Source organism: Mucilaginibacter robiniae, from assembly GCF_012849215.1.
GTDB classification, from domain to species: Bacteria; Bacteroidota; Bacteroidia; order Sphingobacteriales; family Sphingobacteriaceae; genus Mucilaginibacter; species Mucilaginibacter robiniae.
Map to the genome: position 1 here is coordinate 4,790,255 of NZ_CP051682.1, position 24,773 is coordinate 4,815,027.

Annotated in this window: 16 protein-coding genes; 2 read left to right on the forward strand and 14 right to left on the reverse strand. The window is 40.1% G+C overall.

Features of this window, described 5'->3' with window-relative positions; all coding sequences use genetic code 11:
* Positions 1–59: 59 nt before the first annotated feature.
* The 14 genes from HH214_RS21010 to HH214_RS21075 all read right to left on the reverse strand — a co-directional run bounded on the left by HH214_RS21010 (position 60) and on the right by HH214_RS21075 (position 21,718).
* Positions 60–1,223 carry a zinc-dependent alcohol dehydrogenase gene (locus HH214_RS21010; RefSeq protein WP_169610919.1) on the reverse strand — a complete coding sequence of 388 codons (1,164 nt, stop codon included), beginning with the start codon at positions 1,221–1,223 and terminating at the stop codon, positions 60–62.
* Positions 1,224–1,342: 119 nt separating this feature from the next.
* Positions 1,343–2,512 (reverse strand): nicotinate phosphoribosyltransferase, encoded by a 1,170-nt coding sequence (gene pncB / locus HH214_RS21015; RefSeq protein ID WP_169610920.1) that lies wholly within the window; start codon positions 2,510–2,512, stop codon positions 1,343–1,345.
* Positions 2,513–2,554: 42 nt separating this feature from the next.
* Positions 2,555–3,151, reverse strand: a complete 597-nt coding sequence (locus tag HH214_RS21020) for a porin family protein (RefSeq protein WP_169610921.1) — start codon at positions 3,149–3,151, stop codon at positions 2,555–2,557.
* Between the two features lie 48 nt (positions 3,152–3,199).
* Positions 3,200–4,549, reverse strand: a complete 1,350-nt coding sequence (locus HH214_RS21025) for a TolC family protein (RefSeq protein ID WP_169610922.1) — start codon at positions 4,547–4,549, stop codon at positions 3,200–3,202.
* An 8-nt stretch (positions 4,550–4,557) separates the two neighbouring features.
* Positions 4,558–5,235 (reverse strand): ABC transporter ATP-binding protein, encoded by a 678-nt coding sequence (locus tag HH214_RS21030; RefSeq protein ID WP_169610923.1) that lies wholly within the window; start codon positions 5,233–5,235, stop codon positions 4,558–4,560.
* Positions 5,236–5,477: 242 nt separating this feature from the next.
* A complete protein-coding gene (locus tag HH214_RS21035) occupies positions 5,478–7,898 on the reverse strand; it encodes an ABC transporter permease (RefSeq protein WP_169610924.1) in 2,421 nt (806 codons plus the stop codon).
* 25 nt (positions 7,899–7,923) lie between these two features.
* Complete coding sequence (locus HH214_RS21040; RefSeq protein WP_169610925.1) at positions 7,924–10,302, reverse strand: ABC transporter permease; 2,379 nt, start codon at positions 10,300–10,302, stop codon at positions 7,924–7,926.
* A gap of 22 nt (positions 10,303–10,324) precedes the next feature.
* Positions 10,325–12,766, reverse strand: a complete 2,442-nt coding sequence (locus HH214_RS21045; RefSeq protein ID WP_169610926.1) for an ABC transporter permease — start codon at positions 12,764–12,766, stop codon at positions 10,325–10,327.
* A 57-nt stretch (positions 12,767–12,823) separates the two neighbouring features.
* Positions 12,824–15,250 carry an ABC transporter permease gene (locus HH214_RS21050; RefSeq protein ID WP_169610927.1) on the reverse strand — a complete coding sequence of 809 codons (2,427 nt, stop codon included), beginning with the start codon at positions 15,248–15,250 and terminating at the stop codon, positions 12,824–12,826.
* Between the two features lie 8 nt (positions 15,251–15,258).
* Positions 15,259–15,783: a hypothetical protein gene (locus HH214_RS21055; protein ID WP_169610928.1), complete on the reverse strand. Its 525-nt coding sequence runs from the start codon at positions 15,781–15,783 to the stop codon at positions 15,259–15,261.
* A gap of 17 nt (positions 15,784–15,800) precedes the next feature.
* On the reverse strand, positions 15,801–17,228 hold the full coding sequence (locus tag HH214_RS21060) for a S41 family peptidase (RefSeq protein WP_169610929.1): 1,428 nt from the start codon (positions 17,226–17,228) through the stop codon (positions 15,801–15,803).
* Positions 17,229–17,260: 32 nt separating this feature from the next.
* Entirely contained in the window at positions 17,261–19,666 is a 2,406-nt protein-coding gene (locus HH214_RS21065) for an ABC transporter permease (RefSeq protein ID WP_169610930.1), read from the reverse strand.
* Between the two features lie 36 nt (positions 19,667–19,702).
* On the reverse strand, positions 19,703–20,380 hold the full coding sequence (locus tag HH214_RS21070; protein ID WP_169610931.1) for an ABC transporter ATP-binding protein: 678 nt from the start codon (positions 20,378–20,380) through the stop codon (positions 19,703–19,705).
* Positions 20,381–20,464: 84 nt separating this feature from the next.
* Entirely contained in the window at positions 20,465–21,718 is a 1,254-nt protein-coding gene (locus HH214_RS21075; protein WP_169610932.1) for an efflux RND transporter periplasmic adaptor subunit, read from the reverse strand.
* 303 nt (positions 21,719–22,021) lie between these two features.
* On the opposite strand from HH214_RS21075, the gene HH214_RS21080 reads away from it, so the two are divergent.
* Positions 22,022–23,380, forward strand: a complete 1,359-nt coding sequence (locus tag HH214_RS21080) for a sigma-54-dependent transcriptional regulator (RefSeq protein ID WP_169610933.1) — start codon at positions 22,022–22,024, stop codon at positions 23,378–23,380.
* Positions 23,370–24,713: a sensor histidine kinase gene (locus tag HH214_RS21085; protein WP_169610934.1), complete on the forward strand. Its 1,344-nt coding sequence runs from the start codon at positions 23,370–23,372 to the stop codon at positions 24,711–24,713. The genes HH214_RS21080 and HH214_RS21085 overlap by 11 nt, the downstream gene beginning before the upstream one ends.
* Positions 24,714–24,773 lie beyond the last annotated feature (60 nt).

Sequence of the window (24,773 nt, forward strand, 5' to 3'; positions counted from 1 at the left end):
AAAAAAGCATCAAGATATTCCTTGATGCTTTTTTATTGGTCGTATTTAAAAGTTAATCACTATGCATGCGGCTTTAACACCACTTTGGTACAATCATCCTCTTTATTTTTGAAAATGTTGTAGGCATGTGTAGCCTGATCAAGTGGTAATTTATGCGATATGATATCATCCAGCACTACCTTTTCCTGCTTAATCAAATCAATCAGGTGATCAATGTAGTTTAACACCGGCGCCTGACCTTGTTTGATAGTGATACCTTTGTCGAACATACGGTGTACCGGGAAGTTATCATAAGGCGTACCATATACACCTACTACGGTTACTGTACCGCCACGACGAACCGCTTCAAAGCACATTTCCATTACTTTGACCGTTCCTTTTTCAAAGTTCACGGTAGCTTTAATTTTTTCCAGGAACGAACGATTAGCTTCGAAGCCTACAGCATCCACGCAAACGTCAGCACCGCGGCCGCCAGTCATATCGCGAATGGCTTGTACTACGTCCACCTCATTCGGGTTCAGCGTTTCTACTTTGTTCGTTTCACGAGCTTTTTTCAAACGATACTCTACCGGGTCAATAGCAATTACACGACTTGCACCGTTCAACCAAGCTGATTTCTGCGCCATCAAACCTACAGGGCCCGAACCGAAAATAGCTACTACCTCGCCGCCCTTCATTTGTGCCCAATCAATAGCTGACCAGCCGGTTGGGAAAATGTCAGTTAAAAAAAGCACCTGTTCGTCGGTTAAATTGTCAGGAACAATACGCGGACTCACATCGGCATAAGGCACACGCACATACTCGGCTTGACCACCAGAATAACCACCATACAAATCGGTATAGCCATATAAGGCACCACCTTTATGATCTAACAAATCGCCCTGCGGACCATAATGTTCATGATTAGAATTTTCGCAATGTGGCGAAGCGCCGTGGGTACAGAAAAAGCAATGCCCGCAAGCAATGGGGAATGGTACCACTACACGGTCGCCACGTTTTAGTTTCTTTACAGATGGACCTACTTCTTCAACAATGCCCATAAACTCGTGGCCCATAATCAGGTCTTTGGTTTGTGGGATACCACCATCCAGAATATGTAAATCTGAACCGCAGATGGCTGTAGAAGTTACTTTTAAGATGACATCGCCTGCCTCTTCAATTTTTGGATCGTCAACGGTATCTACGCTGATGTCGCCAGGTTTGTGAAACACTGCTGCTTTCATAAGTTTTTGTTTAATTTAAAATATTATCTATTGGTTAAATGTATTTCTTCAACAAATGCTAATGGGTATAGTTTAAATTATTTCAGAGCGTATAATTTTAAGCCGATCAGGGTTTCCTTTTATGGAATGTGGAGGATATCTTTTGCTTGCGCTATCATATGGTTATCACCGGTATATTTACCATGCTCATCAGATAGTTTAACTACTGGTATCCATTCGCCACTTACCTGCGCTTCGGTCATTTTAATTACAATGTTCATGGCTGTTGGCCCAGCATCATTGGTAAGATTTGTACCGATACCGAAAGACATGCCTATTTTATTTTGGCAGAACTCAGCTATACGGGCTACCTTATCATAATTCAGCGCGTCAGAAAAAATAATGGTTTTGGATTGTGGATTGATGCCTAAGCTCTGGTAATGATTAATCACCTTTTGAGCAAACTCTATAGCATCTCCACTGTCATGCCTTACGCCATCAAACAGCTTTGAAAACATTTTATCAAACTGCCTGAAAAACACTTCAGTTGTGTAGGTATCTGAAAGAGCAATGCCCAAATCTCCACGGTAAACATCTGCCCAATGCTGTAAGGCCATAGCGTTGGCCATACGGTAACCATAATGCGCTGCATGGTACATAAACCATTCATGCGCATGAGTACCTATAGGTGTAATTTTATACTGCTCTGCTAAATGTACATTACTGGTGCCCACAAAGGTAGCTGGCCCGAATGGTTGCAAGGCTTGTAAAACCAATTGCTGTACTTGATAAGAATGACGCCTGCGCGTGCCAAAGTCGGCTACGGTGACGCCTAATTGCTTGTATTTTTCAAATTTGGCAGTAGTACGATCAATTACTTCCTGATCGTTGATTCTGGCAATATGATTTAGCTGGTAATATAGCTCACAGATTAACGCCATAATAGGTACTTCCCACAATATGGTACGATACCAGTAGCCTTCAATGCTCACTTTCAAATCAAAACCTTGCTGCTCAATAACTACTTCAGCAGGATTATAGCAATAACTTTCCAGAAAATCCAGGTAAACCGGATCAAGATAAGGGCACTTGCTTTGCAGAAACTGCTTTTCGGCAGCGGTTAGCTTTAAGCCAGCCATACTATCAACAGCTTGCCGTAATGCTTGGGCGAAGCCTGGCGGAAACTGGTGATGCCCACGATTGATAAATTGGTAGCGAGCTTTGGCGTATGGAAAAAGCTTAGTAACTCCCTGCTGCATTGTAATTTTATAAAAATCATTATCTAGCAGGGAGGTTAAGATAGGTGTCATAAATTTTATAATTCAAACACCAATGAAAATGTTTTACGCCAGTTATAAGGAGAACAGGCGATAGCCAACAGTTAGGTTAAACATGTTGATACGGGTTTTATCACCATAGTTGTTGCTGATTTTGTTTAAACCCAGCTCATAACGCAAGTCAAACGAAATTTTTTGCACATCCAGCCCCACGCCAAACTGCCAGGCATAGTTCTGGTCTTTATAATTTAAATGAGTGGCGTTAGAAAAAGCCGCACCTGTGCTTTGGTCTTTATCAATGGCAAATGATATAAGCGGACCGGTATTAAAACGTGCACCTACACCCAGAGCGCCAATACGAGTACCTACTAACAACGGTAAATCAATACTTTTAAAACTAGCATCATTTACTATACCTGCACTGCTTTTCACATCTACATTTTTACTGGTATAGTATAACTCAGGCTGAAAATGCAAGCCTGCACCACCTACCCTAGCCCAAAAACCGCCCAGAAATCCAGCACGACTATCACTGCTTAAAGTGTTCTCGGTTGAGAAATGCGACAAATTTGCCCCTGCTTTTACACCAAATTGGAAAGTGGGTAATAATTGTGCCGATGCCATCATTGAAAACAACATAGCGGCTGCCAATAGAAACATTACTTTTTTCATAGGAATTGTGTATCAAGTTTGCACAAAAGTAATCATTTTATGTACAGCTTATAACGACATATTACCTTGATAGTAATCCAGTATCTTGGTGCGGATGTAATAATCATATCGCGCACTGATTAAATTGGTGCGGGCATTATCCATATACCGCTTTGATACCAGATAATCTACGGAAGTAAGTGCGCCGGCATTAAACCTTACTTCAGCCGTACGAAAAGATTCTGCAAATGCCTCCACCTGCTGGGTTAAAATCTCGTATCGGTCATAAGCTGCAGTCATGTTTACATAGGCTTGTTCCACATTTTGTTTGAGCTGTATTTTGGTGGTTTCATTGGTATATTTAGCATTCAGATAGTCAATTTTAGCCAACGCTACCCTATTACGATTTTGAAACCCATTCAGAATTGGGATGCTAATGCCAATGCTGGTATAGCGGCTATAATTGTTTTTAATTTGATCCAAATAGCCTGTGGTATTTCCACTACTATTTAACAAAGTGCTGGAGTAATTTGAAGTTAATGTACTGGATAATGATACTACCGGAAATAATGTTCCTTTAGCAGCTTTAATTTCGCTTTGGGTGCTTTGCATACGTAAATCAGCGGCCTTCACCAGTGCTAAATTAGCTAAAGATTTTTGGTACAATTCGCCTGCTGAAAGCGTGTACTGACTGCCAGGTACCTCACCAGCCGATAAGCGTTGAAATTTGATTTCTTTATCAAACATCACGTTCATGATTTGCAGCAGGTTTAGTTTGGCAGCATATAAGGCATTCCTGGCATCAATTACTGCAAGCTGGTCATTCGCTAACTGACCTTTTAAATCATAGTATTGCGAGGGTGGAATGCTGCCGCTTTCATTGAGTATAGCTAAACGTTCAACTTGTTTTTGTGATACTGCAACCTGGTTATTGCTCTGCGTTAGTAAATCCTGGTTGTTTAACACCTGTAAATAAGTAGTAATTACATTCAATGTAATCTGGTCTTTAGCCTGCTGGAAATCCATTTTACCGGCTTGGTAAGCTAAAGAATAACGTTTGATGGTGTTTTGTAAATTCAACCCATTGAATAAAATTAGGTTGCCATTTAAGTTATACTGTGCGAAAGTAATCTGGTTATTTACATAATTATAGGTGGTTGGATCCTGGCTACGACCGTTACTTATCGTATGCGTAACATTACCATTAAAGGTAGGCAGCAAACTTTCACGGGCTTGCTGCCAGTACACCCGGTCAGTTTCCATCTGCAATTCGCTTTTTTTCACATCCAGGTTATTGCGGATAGCAATGTCAATACATTGTTGCAGCGTATAAACTGAATCGGCAGGATCTTGAGCATAGCACGAGCCGCCGATTAGGAAAACAGCTATTGATAAAATATAGGCATGTAGATAGCGCATCGTCGTTGTTACAAAATAGATGAAGATTCGATTTTGCCATCCAGCAGATTAATGATACGAGTTCCGTATTGTGCATTTTTTTCGGAATGTGTTACCTGTATAATGGTTACGCCGTCCTCTTTATTTAACTTGCAGAAAAGCTCCATAATTTCCTCGCCTTGTTTGGAGTTTAAGTTACCAGTAGGTTCATCAGCCAGCAATAGTTTAGGTTTGGCAATCAATGCGCGGGCTATACCTACCAACTGCTGCTGACCGCCCGAAAGCTGTGCCGGAAACAAATCTTTTTTACCCACTATATTAAACCGGTCCAAAATATCGGCTACTAAAGCCTTTCGCTCGGCGCCTTTAACATTTTGATAGATCAATGGTGTTTCGATGTTTTCATACACAGTCAATTCATCAATCAGATGATAGGCCTGAAAAACGAAACCAATATTTTGCTTGTACAGAGCCGACCGTTGTTTTTCTTTCAACTGGTGTACAGGTTCTCCTAAAAAGTATTGATAACCTTCAGATGGCTGATCAAGCATACCGATGATATTCAGCAAGGTAGATTTGCCAGAGCCAGACGGCCCCATGATGGAAACGAACTCACCTTTGTCTATATCCAGATCGATTTTGTTGAGCACATAAGCTTTGGTGCCGCCGTTTTGGTAATATTTAGAAATTTGTTTTAGTGATAGCATAGTTGAAATAATGTATTGCTAATATGCATTACCTAATGTGAATTTTGTACCAAATTATTAACTAATTGATAAACAATTAATTATATTATATTCAACAATCATAATCCTGTGCGGATGTGTAACAGGATTGTACGGTAGTGATACAGTACAGGGTAAAGCAGGTGAAACGCATCAGTGAGTAAATGAAAATGGCTTTACCAGCATACTGGTAAAGCCATTTTCATAATAGCCTAGTCACTCTCCTACTCACTACGCAAGCTTTTCACAGGGTTAGCAATGGCTGCTTTTATAGATTGAAAGCCTATAGTTAGCAGAGTAATAGCTATAGTTAACACAGCCGCCTGAGCAAATAACCAGGCACTTACATGAACGCGGTAAGCAAAATCTTGCAACCATTTATTCATTACAAACCAAGCTATAGGTGAGGCTAACAGAATAGCAATAAATACCAGCTTTAAAAAGTCGGCAGCGATGAGGGTAAGTATATTACTGACACTTGCACCTAGAGTTTTACGAATGCCTATTTCTTTTACCCGTTGCTTGACCATATATACGGCCAAACCAAACAGGCCCAAACAAGAAATAAATATGGTTATTACGGTAAACATTGTCAGGATGCTGCCAACTTGCTGCTCATTGCTGTACATTTCATCAAATTCCTGATCCAGAAAATGAAACTCAAATGGTTTGTTGGGATAAAAAGCTTTCCATCTTTTTTGAATGCCCGCAATAGTTTGACTAATGTTTTTATCAGATACCTTAATTAAGATTTTACCAAACCAATTATAATCAGGAAAAATTACAATAGGCTTGATGGCTTGGTGTAAGGAAGAAAAATTAAAATCTTTCGTTACCCCTCGTACTTCCCCTCTGCGGTTGCTTAGGGCGATGATTTTACCTATTGCTTCGGGGGGGTGCCACCCCATTGCTTTAGCTGCACTTTCATTAATAATAAAAGCATAAACCGGCTCATTCTGGTTAGTCTGTGATCGCACTTGTTGTTCATCACCGTAGGTGAAATTTGCACCTGCTATCAAGCGTAAACCCAAAGTTGGTACAAAGTTTCGTTCCACCGGAATTGCTGTTACAGATAGCGCATAATTAGCAGGCTTGCCTGTGGCACCGGTAATACTATACCCCCCTCCCACATTTACCGGCGAATCATAAGAAGCTGTAGATTGCACAACGCCAGGTTGCTGTACTACCTGTCCGTTAAAAGCCTCCAAATCATTGTAGTTCATCCCTCCGGTGTTTATTACCACAACATGCGAGCGGTTTATACCAGTATCCACTTGTTGAATGTACTGCAACTGCCGACCAGCAATTAAAGTGCTGACTATAAAAAACACAGACACTAAAAACTGTACAACCACCAGCGATTTACGCAGACTAACACCTTTAGTATTGCCTTGTCGCGGTTTACTGCTCAACGCTGTTATGGGTTTAAATGCTGACATGTATAACGCAGGATAAATACCTGCTAAAAAGGTAACCAACACCAGTAAACCGAAGAGTAAAACAACAAGCCACGCTATATTCCAGGTAGAAAAACCTATTTGCCGCATGGCAAAATTACTAAACCATCCAAAGCTCAAGCCGGCAGTAGCTACACCTAGTATAATGGATATTGCTGTAATTAAAGCAGCTTCCATCATGAATTGGGTGAATAGCTGACCTTTTACAGCCCCCATAACCTTCCGCACACCAATTTCGCGGGCGCGATCTACCGAACGAGCCGTAACCAGATTTAAAAAGTTAATACAAGCCATTAGCAACAATATACAGGCAATCATACCTAGTATATACACTTGCGTACTATTACCGGCTATTTCTAAAGCGTCACCTACCTTACTATGTAAATGAATGCTGGTTAATGGTTCAAGCGTGTACCAGTTTTTACCACCCTCGGCCTGCTCATTTTTAAATAAACCTTTTACATAGGCGTTCATCTTTCTTTCCACCTGATGGTAATCAACACCTGGTTTAAGCAACAAATACGAATAATCATTTGCGGAACTCCACTCGCGAGTTTTAGATCGGTCAAGCATGGAGTAAGTGCCCATTAAATCAAACTTGATTTGCGAATAAGCGGGTATATTTTCAATTACCCCAGTTACCATCATGTCCCGTATACCTTTTACGGTTAGCACCTTACTAATTGGATTTTCATCACCAAAATACTTCTTAGCGACAGCTGCGGTAATTACTACTGATTGAGGATTAGCTAGTGCAGTAGCGGGATTACCAGCAAGAAATTTAAAGCTGAATATTTTAAAAAACGCTTCATCAGCTACCAACATGGGGGTTTCATTGAACAGTTTGTCTTTATACTTTACAGAAGCTGGTCCAGATCCGGAGTAATCATAAATCCTCACCCCATCTTCTATCTCTGTTATTTCCTGTTTAAACACAGGCACCGGTGCTGTAGGTGTTAATGCCGTGCTATTAGTTACTGCATCGCCAGCCGCTTTATAATTCATGTCCGTACGTACAATACGATCGGCAAACTGATGGAAACGATCATAACGCAATTCATTAATCAGGTAAGTTGCCAACAACAAAAAGCAGGTTACACCTAATGCCAAACCCACAATACTAATTAATGATGTTGTTTTATGATGCAGCACACTGCGCCAGGCAGCTTTTAAATAGTTTTTAATCATGTTATGATAAGGTTAATATTATCGTTTATTCACTTCTTAAACTTTTTACCGGGTTAGTTATAGCCGCCTTTATGGATTGAAAACCTATTATAGTAGCTACTATTAAGCTCGCAATACTGCCAGCTAATACAAAAAACCACCAGCTTAGGTGAATATGGTAGGCGAAGTTTTGTAGCCATTTATTCATCAGCCACCAGGATATAGGGCAGGCAATTAAGAATGCCAGTAGTACCATGCCCAAAAAATCTTGTGATAGAAGCAAACTTATTTGAGCTACAGATGCACCAAGTATTTTGCGTATGCCGATTTCTTTGGTACGCTGCAAAACAATTAACGAGATTAACCCTAATAGGCCTACCGAGCTAATACCAATAGCTACTATAGCTGATGCCCATATTAACTTCTGCTGGATATTTTCTTTTTTGTACAGCTTAGCAATTTGTTCGTCTATAAATTGATAACTAAATACTTGGTCAGGTAGAATACGTTCATATTCCTTTTGCAAAGTGGTGAGGGTTGTTGAAAGCTGATTACCAGATAGCTTTACTGCCAAATTAGTTTGTAGAAAATCAGTTTCCAATATGATTGAAGGTTCTATAGGTTCAATAAGCGATTTGACATTAAAATCTTTTACTACCCCTACTATCACGCCTTTTACATCACCGGCGGTTAGCTTTTTGCCAACTACATCAAACTTATTTTTCCCCGCCAGCTTAGAGGCCATAGTTTCATTAATTAAAAACTCTGGTGTAGGCTGGCTATTACGCATGTTTCTTCCGGCAATCAGATGCAAGCCAAACGTATGGCAATACGCCGAATCGCCAATGGCAAAACGAGCAGGCCAACTTTCCCACTTCGAACGATTGTCAAACTGTACTGTGGCTCCACGCTGACTATTACTGGCTGGTGCATTATTACAAAAGCTGAATGATTGCACAGCCGGCATCTGGTGCAGGCGTTCTCTCCATTGTTCTTTCTGGGAGGCAGAAAGCTGACCTAAAGGCATCGTGACGATCAACTGACGGTCAAATCCGATATCTGTGCTTTTTAAAAAATGTACTTGTGCAATAATGATGATGGTACAAATAATAAGAATTTGTGTTATCGTGTTTTGAAAACCAACCAGTATTTTACGGCCCAAACTTACCGGCAAGTTAAACACATTGTTTTTTAACGCTTGCGCTATACTTACCCGGCTCAATACCAATGCCGGATAAATGCCAGTACCTATAGTAATTGCAAGTAGTAACAGCCCTATAAACAAACATAAATTGGTATAAGAAAGTATATGAACAGGTTCATCAGTAAATAGCCAATGATTAACCGCAGGCAACATCCACAAAACCATCAAACCAGCTACTATCAAAGCAATCACACAACTTAGTAAAGCTTCCACCATAAATTGCGTAAAAATATGTCGTGCAGAACCTCCTAATACTTTACGGGTAGCTATTTCAGTTCCTCTTTGCGTTTGTTGGGCAACTACCAGATTAATGTAGTTTATTATGGCGATCGTAATAATCAGCAAGCCAATGATGAGCAGGTTTAACAACAATATTTGCTGAACCGTGCCACCGTAACGAACATCAAAATGTATATCTTTTAAAGGTAATAGCTTAAAAGTAAAGTATTTTAATCCATCTCCCCAGGCGTGCTTTTTAGCCAGCTCAATAATCTGTTCTTCTACAGCATCTTTCTGATTAGCATCATGTAACTGTATAAAACCCGCATTAGTTGAATTGATATAGCCCCAATCAGTGTAAAAGTTTTTATCGTATAAGGGAATTAATGAACGAAGAGAACTCAACGAAAGGTACAAATCGGATTTTAAGTCTGTATTATAAGGTTCATCAGCCACAACACCTGCTATGGTAATGAGCTGATTATTAATTGAAAGCACCTTCCCCACAACATGGGTTGAACCAAAATATTTTAAAGCTATTTTTTGCCGTAACACCACCATGCTGGGTTTATCCAGTTGTTTGGCACTACCAGCAAGCCATTTATAAGAAAATAACTTAAACCAATCTGATGTAATAAAGGTGGTGTTTTTTTCTTCTTTAAAACGCTTATTAGAATTGCCACTTACATTTATAATAAAGCTTTGCCCATCAACCGCAAAAGCAGCTTGCATTACTTGTGATGTTTCAGTTTTTAACGCTTTGTATTCGGCGTAAGATGAACCTTTTTCATACTCTTCCTTTTCTAAATGCAATTCAGTTACCAGACGAAAAATGTTTTGAGATTGTTTATGGTAACTATCAAAGCTCAGATTGTAGCTGATGTATAAATAAATTAGCGTACAACAACTAATGGCTACAGCTAACCCTATTACATTTAAAAAGGTAAAAAACTTTTTGGCTTTAAGATTCCGCCAAGCTATTTTAATGTTATTTCTAAGCATAGTACATTAATCAAACTTATGTTTATTCACTTCTTAAACTCTTCACTGGGTTAGCTACGGCTGCTTTTACGGCATTAAAGGCTATGGTCAGTAAAGTAAGGCCAACTGCTATGCCACCTGCAGCCACAAACAACCACCAAGGTACAGTTGTACGATAAGCAAAACCTTGCAACCAACCTGACATTGCATACCATGCCAGTGGCGAAGCAATGAGTATAGCAGTAAGCACCAGTTTCAGAAAATCGGAAGAAAGCAGAACTATAATGTGCGCTACGGATGCCCCCAGCACTTTGCGAACGCCGATCTCTTTAGTACGCTGTGATGTAGTATGTATTACAAGCCCCAATAAGCCTAAGCAGCTAATAAAAATAGCGAGACCTGTAGCCCAGTTTAACAAGCGCGACATATTTTGTTCACTTTGGTAAAAGCGAGCAACACTGTCATCTAAAAAATAGTACGAAAAGTCCGTATCAGGGTAAACCTTCTTCCATGCTAATTCCATATTGTTTAGTGCTGCTTTCCAGGCAGTGCCATCAGCATCAGGTTTTAGCCTGATGTGTAAATCGGTACCGTAAGATGACACTGCACTATAAGCCAGCGGCTTAATTGTAGTATGTAATGAGCTGTAATAAAAATCGGCTAGTACGCCCACTATCGGTAAATGCTTGTTCTGCGTTATTATCATTTTACCTACTGCATCAACCGGATGTTTAAAGCCCAAAAACCGGGCGTATGTTTCATTAATGAGTAGTTCTTTCAAGCTATCACTCGGCATCAAATATCGGCCTGCAATCAGCTTTAAATGATAAAGCTTAAAATAGCTCGAATCTGCATACTTAACTTCAATTGAACTTTCAATGGGCGTTTTACCATCTTCATAACGCATTAAGGTAGTTGAGAACCCATGCTGAGCGGGTGCCGAACCGGCCATTACCACCTGCTCAACCTGCGGAAGTTGTTGCAACTGGTGTAACAATAACTGAGGCTTTGCAGTAGTTTGGGAACTACTCCAAGGCGTAGAAATAATCACTATCCCATCTTTTTTAAACCCCAGATCTTTATTCAAAACATAATGAATTTGCTTAGCAACAATAATGGTGGCTATAATAAAAGCCTGAGCGGTTACAAACTGAAAAACAGTTAATGATTTGCGCAACCAAGAGCTACGTGTATCAGACCGCGTAATGGCAGCCTGATTTTTAAGTGCTGTTACCGGGTTAAACCCAGCTAAAACCAGCGCAGGGTAAAAGCCAGAAGCTGTACCTACTACCACAATAAGCACCAACGTAAATACAATTATACCCGGCTGCTGCAAAAGGCTGAAGTGTAAGTCGGGTGGTATAAAATCAGCAAATATTTTGAATAAGAATGGCGTCAGCAGTAAGGATAGTAAAGCTGCAATTGTAGTAATAAACAATGTTTCGCTTATAAATTGTAACATGAGCTGCTTTTGAGAACTGCCCATAGTTTTGCGCACGCCAATCTCTTTAGCCCGATGTACGGCTTGTGCAGTAGTAAGATTGATAAAATTGATACAACCCAATACCAGCAAAATTGCAGCTACAGCCAGTAAGCCATACAGAGATTTAAGGTTAGCCTGCCGCTGATAAAAATTGCTGTATTCAGTATTAAAATGTAAATCAGATAAAGGCTGAAGCTTGTACTGCGCCTTTAATCCGTCATTTTTGACATGCTTGTTGTGCAGTTCTGCCAGTTGCCGTTCAATTGCTGAGGCCGATACAACCGGATTAACTTTAATAAACAGCTGCGAAGAACCATTGATGTTCGTCCACTGCGGGGAGAAATCATATTTTAAGCCACTATTTTCAATAGTGCTGTAGGAAATAAAGTCTTTAAAAGTAAAATCTGTTCTTTCTTTTAAATCTTCTACTACGCCGGTTACCGTAGTTCTAATCGAGTCATTGTATATAACTACTCGCCCAATAGCTTCCTGCGGGTTGCTGATGTTAAAATAAGCTTTAGCACGACTAGCGGTAAGTACTACTTTAAACGGCTGCATTAACGATTGTTTAATTGAACCTGCCAGCCAGTGATAAGGAATTAACTGAAAATAATTATTGTCGGCATAAACTATATGCTCCTGCCCTTTCAACTTAATGATTTCACTGGAAGTTACGGGCACACTTACTTTAATGCCGCCATAGGTTAAGTAAACCGGAGCCGTTACGCTGATACCACTTACTTCATTTTTCACAGTGTTGGGCAATGGATAAGGTACTCCGGGGTTCCGACTTTCATTGTTTTGAAAGTGCATGACCGATACAATGCGGTATATTTTATCGGCGTTAGGCTCAAAGCGGTCAAAGCCAAAATCATATTGTGCAATCAGGTAAATAACCATAGCAGCGCTGATGCCTATAGCTAAGCCGACTACATTAATCAGCGAAAAAAATGGATTTCGCTTGAAATTACGAACAGCCGTTTTAAAGTAGTTTAGTAACATAAACTTTGAATGAAACTTTCAGAAAATAAGTAGGTGTTTTGCCTGAACAAGTAACAACTATTCGGTTTTTAAACTTTTTACCGGGTTCATTAAAGCAGCCCTGAACGATTGAAAACTTACAGTAACAAAGGCGATAGCTACAGCAATTATGGCCGAAAGCATAAACACCCACCAATGTATATTGATACGATAAGCAAAGCTTTGCAGCCAGTTGTGCATCAGCCACCAAGCTATCGGGAAGGCCAGTAGTGCAGCTATCAGAACCAGTTTTACAAATTCGCGCGATAGCATCATTATGATACCTGGTACACTTGCCCCTAGTACTTTGCGGATGCCAATTTCTTTGGTGCGCTGCAGTATAATCATGACGGATATAGCCAGCAAACCAATGCAGGAGATTAGAATGGCAATAATAGCACCTGTAACAAATATACCTGACAAGCGCTTTTCGTTCCGGTATTCGCGTTCGGTATTCTCATTCAGCCATGACCCTCTAAACTCAGAATTTGGATATAATTGGTGCCAGCTTTGTTTTACTTCATCAAAAGCAGCGATCAGACTGGTAGGCCTTACTTTTATGAAAATATAGTTTATCGGATAATCTTTTTCCATCGTCAAGCTTATAGGTTCAATAGCCTGATGAAGAGAACGGAAATGAAAATCCTTCATGATACCGATAATGGTTTTAGGCGTCTGTTTATCATACATAGGCAAACGGGTACCAATCAGGTTGGTGCTGCCACCCAATTGCTTAGCCATGCGCTCATTAATCAGCACCGCATTGCTATCTGTCGCAAAGGTTCTTGAAAAATCACGTCCGGCTTTCAGGCTAATGCCTAGGGTTTGAGTATAGTCATAATCTACCCGCTCTATATTCGTGCTAACGGTATGGCCTTTATAATCATAACCCAATATGGAAGTTACGCTCGAACCATCTTCGCCCCGACCAAAGTTCATATAAGCGCCACTAACAGTCAAAATACCAGCACGACCATGCAACTGATTACGCATTAAGTTTAGTGCCTGAGCACCATCTACACCGCTGCCTGTAGGTACACTTAAAACTTCCGTATTGTTATAACCTAAAGGCTTTTTTTGCAGATAGTTAATTTGCTGCCACGTTATAATGGTACAAATAATTAAGAGCGTGGAAAGCGAAAACTGAATAACCAACAATGTATTACGAAGCTTACCGGGCTTATTGCCAGCTATAACTCCCTTTAATACAGCTACAGTTTTATAGCGTACCATAAGTAGTGCCGGATAAAACCCTGCTATTAATGTAACACCAAAGAAGAGTAACAAGGTAACCAGCAGTTGTACAGGCTGCAACAACATACTTAAAGTAATATGGCTCTTGAAATTGGCTTTAAAACTTGGCAAAATCAAAATAGCTATACTTACCCCGATCATAGTAGCGGCCAAACAAACCAAAAATGTTTCTACCCAAAATTGGGTAACCAATTGCCATTTACCCGCACCCAATGTTTTACGAACACCAACCTCCCGTGCACGGGTAAAGCCGCGTGCTACCGATAGGTTTACAAAGTTTATACAGGCAATAACCAGAATAAAGCACCCAATGGCTAATAATGAAATTACATAGGTTTTATTAATTGGCGTACCATCAATGGTACCAGTATCTGTATTAAAATGGGTGTTAGCAAAAGATGCAAACCCTAAAGTAACTAAATTACCTTTTGCATCAGGCTTAGCGCCATCACGCTTTAAGTTAGTAACATCCTGTGCAAAATGTTTATGAATGAATGGTTGCAAAGCATTAGCAAATTTTTCAGCGTTCACATGGTTATTAAGCTGCACCACAACCTGATGATTCCGGTTGTTCCACTGGTCGATGTTAGATTGATATCCCGGCTGATTTTCAAAACGCACTAGTATATCAAAATGTATGCTTGAATTAGCGGGCATATCTTTCACAACACCGGTTACTAAAAACGGCTTAGGTTTATCATCATAATTTAAAACCAACGTTTTATTAATTGGGTCTTGTTGTCCGAATATCCCTTTAGCTGCAGTTTCGGAAATTACCAGATTATTAACACCAGATAGTACCGTAGCCACATTGCCTTTAACCAAAGGAAACGAGAACATCTTTAAGAAATCCGGATCTACAAAATGTATGTCTTCATCTATATTTTTGTTCTGGTATTCAGTAAGTGCACTTCCGTTAGATATGCGGGTATAATATTTTACTTCAGGGTATTCGGCTTTCAGCGTTGGTGCAAAAGGCACCGGCATGGAAGCGCTTTTTTTAGGCCCATCTGCTTGGTTAGTGGTGGTATAAACCCGATATAAATTGTCCAAATTCTCGTGAAAACGGTCAAAAGAAAACTCATAAGCTACCGTTAAAAATAACAGTATACAACAGGCTACTGCTACCGATAGCCCCGTAACATTCATTAAATTAAACACTCGGCCTTTCCACAAATTACGCCAAGCTGTTTTCATGTAATTTTTGAGCATAGCTGTATTTATTTATTTTGAACAGTTACTTGGTTACTAATGCCTAAGGAATCCACAATATGCTGAACCAGATTACTTCTTTTCTCTTTACTCCAGCCTTTTACCACAAATACCTTATCGTAGTTAACTGGTTGATTACTAGCATTGGTACCGCTAATTTTTACATGCAATTGTGTTCCATCATCATCTATATCGGTGTGCATGCTACGCCTTTGGGTAGTTAGCTGAGCTACAGTTACTTTTTGTGGCGACACTGCTGATGGCGCAAATGTGCGAGGCTGTGAGGTATAGGTTACGCCTAATGAATCAGCAATTCGCTGTAACAAAGCATCTTTGTCAGTCTGACTCATACCTGCTACTGCAAATGTTTTATCGTAATCAACAGTTTTGTTATTTGTTGACCCGTAGAAGCTTACCGACATGGTTTTGCCATCATCATGTATGCTGTTGCTAAAACTTGTATGCTGTTTTTGTTGTGCAGCTGCGCTTCCTATCAATCCTGATAATAAAACGATGTAGGTTATTTTTTTCATTATGGTTATGATGTAGGTTACTTAGATAGTTCTTTGTTTTGGGGACGAATGTTATTCAGCGTTTTACCTTTCAGATAGCTCAAAGCTTTATTTAGCACCGGGTCATTGTTCTGAATAAAGTCTTTTACTGTAGGTTTTACTTCAATGTCGGGGTGTACACCGTAACCTACAAACTCGCGCCCATCAGGATAGGTGTCTTTTTTAGTGCAAACCCTGGCACTACCACCACCAGGTAACAGGAAATTGTAGGGCTGACCAGTGCTACCAAAAGTATTTTGCCCTATTTTAACCATGTGAGGCTGCTTATCAGCAAAAATCAAAAAGTCTTCAGCAGATGACGCTGTGTTATGACTGGTTAGAATAGCCGTTGGAACAACAATCTTGGGTTCTTTGACCCTATTTTGGTGTATGGATGAACTGGTAATTACTTCAGTACGCAAATCGTGGTTATCCAAATATGCTTTTGCAGCCCAATCACTATGAACGGTATCTTTTGGAGTCAAACCATTTCCCCATGCTTTATAAGAAGCTACATGTAAACGGCTTACCATTTTAGAACCATGTAAAACGGTAGAATCTGTCAGGTAATCCAGTATAGCTGTGCCGATGCTGGTGCTCCCACCACCGTTTTGCCGTAAGTCAATAATTAAGGCTTTTGCTTTACGTAGCTCAGGTAACTGCTGAATAAACAAACTATCAATCTTTTGATCCTCAAATGAGTTTAAGGCTAAGTAAGCAATCTGTCCAGGGTACCATTTAAAATCCAGCAACTTGAAGTCGGCAATTGTAGGGTAAAGTTCTTTTTCCTCAGTCTGAGCATGGGTAAGAGCTAAATTTTTTATTTGTCCTTTTGGAGTTTTGATAGTAATATCATATCGATCCCCCACAAAGCCACGCAGCAATCCGGATCGGGCATTGTCCTCTCTTACATAATCGGTTGATGAAGGGATGTAAGGCTTTACAAACTGGTTAATGTAAGCATCAGTCGGTAGTTTATTTACACTCACGATTTCGCTGCCCGTAGGTACTTCATCTTTGATGCTTAAGTTAGTATGTGTAATAATGGCTCTACCATCAATATTTTCAACCACCAAGCGGTACTTGCCAAACATGCTCGTCATGATTTGAGTTTGCTGCATTTGATTGGGGAAGTATATATTCGTATGTCCATCATTTAAAAAGGCACAAAAACGCTGCAGCTCTCGGTAGTACTCGTAATCGTTGGGTGTATGTTCAACAATCGGTATCATGGCCGTATAAAGGCTATCCCATGCTTTACGGTCTACTTTATCCAGGTAAACAAAGTTGTAATTCACCTCCTGCCAGAACTTAGAGAGGCCATAAACCTTTTCTTGCGGTTTTAAGGTATTAGGGGCCTGTGCGTGTGCATGAAAACAGGCTGCTGCAAGCGTTGATAGTAAGAGTGATTTCTTTAATAACTTCATGATGCGATGGGGATAGATTAATATTTTAGGTTTTACTCACTTCTTAAATTAGCTACCGGGTTAGCCAACGCAGCTTTAATAGTTTGGAAACTAATGGTAGCCATAGCCAACAATGCTGTTAACAGACCGGCCCCGGCAAAAATCCAGAGGTTAAGTTGTATTCGGTAAGGATAATTGTTTAAGAATTCATGCAGCCCCCACCAAGCCAATGGTGTGGCTATGGTGAAAGCAATGGCTACCAGCAACAGAAAATCTTTGGATAATAATGCACTTAGGTTTGCTGTACTTGCGCCCAGAACCTTGCGTATACCAATTTCTTTTACACGCTGCTCCATCGATAATGTAGCCAAGCCAAACAACCCCATACAGGAAATCAGGATAGCCATAATGGAGGCTGTCGTAATTATTTGTTTCCAGTGCTGTTCATTATTATACTGCTGAGCTAACCTACTTTCAAGAAAATCATAATTGCACGGGTAATCAGTAACCAGCTTACTGTAGATAGTTTGAATATATTGCAGCGCCTCCGGCTTTTTAGCAGGATCTATTTTCACCAGCAAATGGTGTAGCCGTTTTTGGCTGGATTTGTTAAGCAGCAACGGTTGAATAGTACTGTGTAATGAACTAAAATTAAAGTCTTTGCAAATACCTACTATAGTCATAGCACTTTTGCCCTCTTCTCCAATTTCCCATTTCACCGTTTTTCCAATCGGATTATCTGTCCAGCCTGCTTTTTTCACAAAAGCCTCGTTAACAATACAGCTATTACTATCGGCAGCACTGCTGTAAAAGTTGCGGCCTTTCAGTACTCCTATCTTTAACTCCGGAATAAAGTTTTCATCCGTAATAAAGTAAGGTTCGTTGTAAAGCTCTTGATTATCCAAGGTAAAGGTGGCCGAGTTCCACCCCGTAAAGGGTATACTTACAGCAGCAGTTTGCAGAATGTATGGTGATTGAGCAAAGGCATTTTTAAACAAATTCGGAGCAACAGGTTTATCATAGGGCAATGTTATGTCAACTACGTTGTCTGCTTTATAACCTAGGTCTTTGTGTATTAAATAGTAAAATTGTTTCTGAAATACTATGGTACCTACAATGAGTAGTAAGGCTATGCAGAATTGCAACACCACTAAACTCTTACTTAAATATCCTTTACCTGATATTCTGAATTTACCGCTTAACGCCGCAACCGGGTTAAAGCCGGATAATACCAGTGCCGGATACAAGCCTGAAAGCAGTACATTAACCAACATGAGTAATACAAAACATAGTAAGTTTTGCCAGTTAAGGAGGTAACTAAGCTGTAGATGCTTGCTGGAAAAATCATTAAAGTACGGTAAGGCTATTATAGTAAGCAATACAGCTACTACAAACGCCAACAATGTGAGCAACTGGGATTCGCCCATAAATTGCCAAATTAGTTGCGTTCTTGAACTACCGGTTACTTTGCGAACGCCAATTTCTTTACTGCGACGCAATGAACGTGATAAGGTTAAATTGATAAAGTTAATGCAGGCAATTATGAGTATAAACAACGCTATACCTCCCAGAATATAGGATAACTCGGGACGGCTGCCTTCTACCAACCCATTTGTTACATCATAAGATTTATCCAGATGCATGGTGGTAAATGGTTGTAAACGGTAAGTGACTGAAAGATTTTTTTTAGCTCTTTTACTATACTGCGCTAATAACCCGCCAGCTTCATGGTTAAATACCCGTGCCATTTTATTTTCAACTGCTTTCACGTTGGCACCAGGACGTAATAAGACGAATGAGTTTAAATAAGCATAAAACCAACTATCGGCCGATGAACTATGCTCCGCATTGCGTTCAAAAGGCAAAAGTATTTTGAACTGGATACTGGAGTTCAGGGGTGTTTCTTTAGTTATAGCTGTAACTATAAAGGGTTCAAAAATACCTTTCTGGCTAATGCGCATAACTTTACCAACTGCATCTGCATTACCAAAATACTTTTTTGCTATGCTTTCAGAAAGCACTACACTGTTGAGTGATTTTAATGCCGTTGTTGCGTTACCTTCTTTTAGCGGGAAGGAGAACATAGAGAAAATAGATGGATCGGTGTAAAACACATCCTCACTAATCACTTCCTTCTCTGTTTTCACCAGTTCACCTGCATTCTGTAATCGGCATATAGCATCAAACTCAGGTATAGTAGTTTTAAAACGCTCAACCTGTGTTTCACCCGTAATACCGCTTTTGCTTGTACCACCTTCAATCTTGCTGTCCTCATGCACCAGGCGGTATAGCTGCGGCGCTTTAGCATGAAAACTATCAAAGCTCACCTCATCCCTAACAAATAGCACAATAAGCATTACACTAGCTAAGCCAATACTTAAACCCGCTACATTAATGATAGCATAGGTTTTATGGCGAACAATGTTACGCCAAGCTGTTTTTAAGTAGTTTTTAAGCATAAGGTAAAGGGATTAAGAGGATTTAAACTGTGCAAATTACATCATGATATTTTCCATGACGGTTTGACCATCCAACAACCGGATAATACGGTGACTGTATCGCGCATCATGCTCAGAGTGAGTGACCATGATGATGGTAGTGCCCTGCTCATTTAAGTCAGTTAACAGTTCCATTACTTCATTACCGTTACTGCTATCCAGGTTACCAGTAGGCTCATCGGCTAAAATTAGCTTGGGCTTGTTTACTACGGCACGCGCTATGGCTACACGTTGTTGCTGACCGCCCGATAATTGTTGTGGGTAATGGTTTCTGCGGTGCATAATCTGCATTTTAGCCAGTACTTCTTCTACCCGCGTTTTTCGTTCAGATGAAGGCACACCTGTATAAATCAGCGGTAGCTCTACGTTTTCGAAAACGGTTAATTCATCAATCAGGTTAAAACTCTGGAAAACAAAACCTATGTTATGCTTGCGCAAATCGGCACGCTTACGTTCGTTGAAATGAGCGACTTCAACATCATTGAAAACGTAGCTACCACCATCCGGGTCATCCAACATTCCTAGTATATTCAACAAGGTGGATTTGCCGCAGCCTGATGGCCCCATAATGGCTACAAACTCACCTTTTTTAACTTCCATGTTTAACTTGTTTAAGGCTACCGTTTCTACTTCTTCAGTACGGTAAAATTTTTCTAGGTTGGATATTTTTATCATTGTTAGCCTCCTGGCCAGTTTAGTATTGGCCTTTTTATCGTGATGGGTGTAAATTAATAATTGTAGTATGAATACTTGTTTCGCTTACTTTTTCAGTACCAATTCCTGCATATCACCGTAGTTCTCATAGCCCGAAGTTACTACCCGATCACCCGGTTTTAAGCCTTGCATTACCTCGTAATAATCTGGATTTTGCCGGCCTAGCTGTATATCAGTACGGTAAGCGGTTTTGCCATCTTCACTTAATTTAAATATCCAGTTACCACCAGTTTGCTGATAAAAACCACCTTTGGGTACCAATAAGGCTTGTGTTTCGTCGCTCAAAGCCAAGCGTATTTGCAAGCTTTGGCCACGGCGTATATCTTTTGGCATGTTACCGATAAACTGCATATCTACCTGAAAGCGGCCGTTAGTTACTTGAGTGAATACCTTTTTGATCTTTAATTTATAGGTTTTATCACCCAGCATAAAATCACCCATTAAGCCATTAAATACGCGGGTAATATAATGTTCATCAATATCAACCCGTACCTTATAACCTGATAGTACATCAATTTGCCCCAAACGCTGCCCTTTAGTTTTGTTCTGTCCCACTTCAGCATCCAATGAGGTCAATTGGCCGTCTACAGGTGCACGTACGGTAAGGTCGCCTACCTTTTTGCGCATTAATTCAAGCGTAGATTTCATGTGCTGATACGATTCTTTCGACTGCTGATCGGATTGACGGGTAGAAACAGTATCCTGGCTCATTATCTGTGCGGTCAATTTTCTGCGGCGTAGTGCATATTGGTAATCGTTGACAGCTTTTTGATATTCCTGTAAGCCGATTGCTTTTTTCTCATACAAGCCCTTATCCAGGTTATAAACCCGTTCAGCTTCTTTTAGGGTACTTTCAACTTCAGCAGTTTGGTTCAGTTTACTAATGGTATTCTGGCGGGCATTATCATGCGAAATCTGCATCTGCGTAAGTACATTAAATACAGTAGTTTCTTCATTAGCCAAACTCAACTCCAAATCTGTATTGGAAAGCTTTAGTATTGGTTGACCGGCTTTCATGTCGGTACCATCTTCTACAAATAGCTTTTCTACACGGCCTCCTTCTACAGCATCCAGATAAATAGTCGTAATAGGCATTACAATGCCGTTTACCGGTATAAATTCCTGAAACGGCGCTCTCTTTACTTCGTTGATGGTAATGCGCTCCACCTCTACGTTCAGCTTACTTTTGCCTGAGGTAAAGAAGATACTACCAGCTACCAGTGCTACTATTGTAACTACACCACCAATAGTCATGAGGCGTTTACTGTTCCACTTTTTTTGTTCTATTACTCTGTCCACTTGAAATAAAATATTTGCAAAGGTTAATATAAAGGATGTGCCACAACAAAAATCATTGATTTTCAATAACTTAATACAAGTATGCATTTTTCGCCGTACGCTTGTAATACAACATGTGTACGAAACTGATACAGTTACCTCTTTAGCTTAAAACACAGACTTGATTGATAGACAAACACTTAAGTAAGTGGATAGCAATTTGTTCAAATTGAGCATGTTAATATTAGCTTTTTGCTAAAGCAGATATTATAGGTTTTTATTATATATTTAGCTGAACTTAAAACAACTCTGAACTGTACGCACATGTTATTAAAGAAAGCCACTGTACTTATTGTAGATGATGACCCGGATGTACTTACTGCGGTAAAGCTTCTGCTGAAAACAGAAGTACACGAAATTATTACCGAGAAAAATCCGGAAAACATCAACTGGTTGTTAACCAAAAACCAGGTTGATTTGGTATTGCTGGACATGAACTTTAACAGTGCCATTAATACAGGCAATGAAGGTATTTATTGGTTGCGAAAAATAAAAGAGTGGAAGCCCAATGTGTGCGTAATCATGATTACGGCTTATGGTCATATTGATTTGGCTGTACGATCATTAAAAGAAGGTGCAGCCGACTTTTTGGTAAAACCCTGGCACAATGAAAAGCTGATTGAAACTATTCGCGACTTACTAGATAAAAAAGAAGGGCCTAAAGCGAATAAATCAGCGGTGAAAAGTGCAGCAGGTGGTACTGCTATCCTAGGCGAATCGGAAGTGATGCAGGATATATTTTATAAAGTAAATAAAATTGCACCTACTGATGCGAACATATTAATACTGGGTGAAAACGGGACCGGTAAAGATTTAATGGCGAAAGCTATTCATGAGCGTTCAATGCGGGCCAACAAGCCATTTATAAAGGTAGATGTAGGCGCATTAACTGACACGTTGTTTGAAAGTGAACTATTCGGCCACAAAAAAGGAGCATTTACTGATGCTCGCGAAGACCGGATGGGCCGTTTTGAAGAAGCTCAGGGTGGCACATTATTTCTAGATGAGATTGGCAATATATCACTACAGCAACAAGCCAAGCTGCTTACCGTTTTGCAGAACAGGCAGGTTACACGCTTAGGTACCAACAAGCCTGTTGATGTTGATATACGTTTAATTTGTGCTACTAATGTGCCATTACAGGAATTAGCCAGCGAAAACCGATTTCGGAAAGATTTAATATACCGCATCAATACCGTTGAAATTACAATGCCACCTTTGCGCAGGCGCAATGAGGACATTGTAGTGTTAGCACGGCATTTTGCCCAATTGTATGCCAAAAAGTATGGCAAACCAGCTCCTGATTTTAACGCTACTGCCTTGCAGAAGCTAAAAGTATATCCTTTTCCGGGCAACGTTCGCGAACTGCAATATACCATTGAACGTGCTGTAATTATGGCCGAAGATGCAACGCTTCAGCCGGACGATCTGATATTCTCCTCACTGGAAAACCATGTAGTGGCCACTGAACCCGAAACCGATAATGTGCCATTGAGCCAAATGGAAAAAAATGCCATACTAAAAGTGATTGATAAGCATAGTGGCAACATTACCCGTGCAGCGAAAGAATTGGGCTTAACCCGAACAGCCCTTTACCGCCGACTGAATAAGTATGACATTTAAAACTTACGACTGGCGGTTTTACGTAAACCTTATTTTGCTTTTTGGTGCCATGATTGCAGCCGCTTGGTTGCTGGTTAGCCGACAATATTTGTATCTCAGTATTGTTGTGGTAATTGGGTTAAACCTACTGGTGAACATTCTGCAACATCTGAAACGAGTACAGCAGGAGCTAGATCAGTTTGTAGAGGCCGTACGTTTTCGGGATTTCTCGAGGCACTATGCGGTAAAAAGCGCCCCGGTTGCATTGCAAACTTTAAGACGGGGTTTTAATGAATTAAATACTACTTACAAAACCATCAGCCGTGAACGCGAAACACAATACCAGTACTTACAAAAAGTTCTAGAACTGGTAGGAACTGGCATCCTATCTTATGAACAGGATACTGGGCTGGTTAGTTGGATTAATGATGCTTTTAAAAATATTTTGAACATTCCTTACCTCAAAAACATTCATTCACTAGAAAGCCGCGACCCCAATTTATACCATGAAATTAATAAATTAAGACCAGGCGATAACAAAGTTTTAACCATACATCCGCAATTACAAACTATAAAAATATTGATTACGGCTAGTTTGCTTCGCAGTGATAATAAACTTTATAAACTGGTTGCTTTTCAAAATATAAGCGATGCGATGGATGAATCTGAATCTAACGCCTGGCAAAAGCTTTTGAATGTAATGACGCATGAGATCATGAACTCAGTAGCTCCTATTTCCTCGCTGGCAGACACCTTAAAGAACCGCCTGCAAAAGCCAGAAGTTATGAAAGGATTGATTACCCTGGAATTGGAAGACTTGGAATTAGGAGTTGACACCATTAAACGCCGTAGTGAAGGATTGCTAAAGTTTACTGAAAGCTACCGTAACATTAATAAAATCACTCAACTTGATTTAACCAAGGTGCCCGTGTATGAGCTGTTCGAGAACCTGAATACACTGATGTTGCCTACATTGGAAAAGAAAAATATCGAACTCGACATTATTCTGCGCGATTTAAGTTTAACCATCGAAATAGATTTAAACCTGCTGGAACAAGTATTAATTAACCTGCTGGTAAATGCTATTGAAGCGGTGAAAGATCAACCTGAGCCTTTAATTACTCTTTCAGCCGAAATACAGGGTAGTAAAACGTTACTTAAAGTTAGTGATAATGGTACTGGCATGCCTCCCGAAATACAGGAAAAAATATTCATCCCGTTTTTTAGCACCCGCAAAACAGGCAGTGGTATAGGCCTAAGTTTATGTAAACAAATTATGCTACTCCACAAAGGCAACATACAGGTACACTCTGCTCCAGAACGCGGAACTGTATTTACTTTAACGTTCAGCTAAATCTGATTCTGCTGTTTACTGCCAAATTGTCAAACAACCTTCAATTGGAACACACCTTGA

Excerpts from the sequence above, each read along its gene's own strand:
- HH214_RS21010 (WP_169610919.1), bottom strand. The coding sequence starts at position 1,223 with ATGAAAGCAGCAGTGTTTCACAAACCTGGCGACATCAGCGTAGATACC.
- pncB (WP_169610920.1), bottom strand. The coding sequence starts at position 2,512 with ATGACACCTATCTTAACCTCCCTGCTAGATAATGATTTTTATAAAATT.
- HH214_RS21020 (WP_169610921.1), bottom strand. The coding sequence starts at position 3,151 with ATGAAAAAAGTAATGTTTCTATTGGCAGCCGCTATGTTGTTTTCAATG.
- HH214_RS21025 (WP_169610922.1), bottom strand. The coding sequence starts at position 4,549 with ATGCGCTATCTACATGCCTATATTTTATCAATAGCTGTTTTCCTAATC.
- HH214_RS21030 (WP_169610923.1), bottom strand. The coding sequence starts at position 5,235 with ATGCTATCACTAAAACAAATTTCTAAATATTACCAAAACGGCGGCACC.
- HH214_RS21035 (WP_169610924.1), bottom strand. The coding sequence starts at position 7,898 with ATGATTAAAAACTATTTAAAAGCTGCCTGGCGCAGTGTGCTGCATCAT.
- HH214_RS21040 (WP_169610925.1), bottom strand. The coding sequence starts at position 10,302 with ATGCTTAGAAATAACATTAAAATAGCTTGGCGGAATCTTAAAGCCAAA.
- HH214_RS21045 (WP_169610926.1), bottom strand. The coding sequence starts at position 12,766 with ATGTTACTAAACTACTTTAAAACGGCTGTTCGTAATTTCAAGCGAAAT.
- HH214_RS21050 (WP_169610927.1), bottom strand. The coding sequence starts at position 15,250 with ATGCTCAAAAATTACATGAAAACAGCTTGGCGTAATTTGTGGAAAGGC.
- HH214_RS21055 (WP_169610928.1), bottom strand. The coding sequence starts at position 15,783 with ATGAAAAAAATAACCTACATCGTTTTATTATCAGGATTGATAGGAAGC.
- HH214_RS21060 (WP_169610929.1), bottom strand. The coding sequence starts at position 17,228 with ATGAAGTTATTAAAGAAATCACTCTTACTATCAACGCTTGCAGCAGCC.
- HH214_RS21065 (WP_169610930.1), bottom strand. The coding sequence starts at position 19,666 with ATGCTTAAAAACTACTTAAAAACAGCTTGGCGTAACATTGTTCGCCAT.
- HH214_RS21070 (WP_169610931.1), bottom strand. The coding sequence starts at position 20,380 with ATGATAAAAATATCCAACCTAGAAAAATTTTACCGTACTGAAGAAGTA.
- HH214_RS21080 (WP_169610933.1), top strand. The coding sequence starts at position 22,022 with ATGTTATTAAAGAAAGCCACTGTACTTATTGTAGATGATGACCCGGAT.
- HH214_RS21085 (WP_169610934.1), top strand. The coding sequence starts at position 23,370 with ATGACATTTAAAACTTACGACTGGCGGTTTTACGTAAACCTTATTTTG.